General features: G+C 66.8%; 1 pseudogene. It reads left to right on the top strand.

The annotated features are described in order from the left end of the window. Positions 1-452 (top strand): annotated as a pseudogene (locus OU11_RS08545) (N-acetylmuramoyl-L-alanine amidase family protein); the annotation flags it as partial.

Here is a 452-nt window from a genome sequence, read left to right as displayed (position 1 = left end):
TCCGGCTGGCAGTCGGTGGGTGGCGAGACGTACTGGTACCGGGACGGCCAGCCCGTGTGCTCCGAGCTGATCGCCGTGGACGGGGAGAAGTACTGGCTCGAGTCCGACTGCACGCTCGCCCGCTCCAAGGAGATCTACGACCCCGCCTCGGACGCCTGGTACTGGGTGGACTCGGACGGCACCGTCGCCACCGGCAAGGACGTGTACATCCCCGCGCACGACAAATGGGTGCGCTACGACGGGCAGGGCAGGATGATCAAGGGCGAGGACTACCGCTACGGCGGCTGGTACTACTTCGACCCGGTCACCGGCGCCATGGCCAAGGGCATGCGGCACATCCCGTCCAACGGGGGCAAGTGGGTGTACTACGACGTGGTCACCGGACAGATGGCGCACGGCGAACGCTACGTGGACTACGACCGCGAGCACACCGGCTGGTACCACTTCGACGA

It is taken from the genome of Bifidobacterium pullorum DSM 20433, assembly GCF_000771405.1.
Taxonomy (GTDB): Bacteria; Actinomycetota; Actinomycetes; order Actinomycetales; family Bifidobacteriaceae; genus Bifidobacterium; species Bifidobacterium pullorum.
This window is presented reverse-complemented; position numbering and strand designations above follow the sequence as displayed.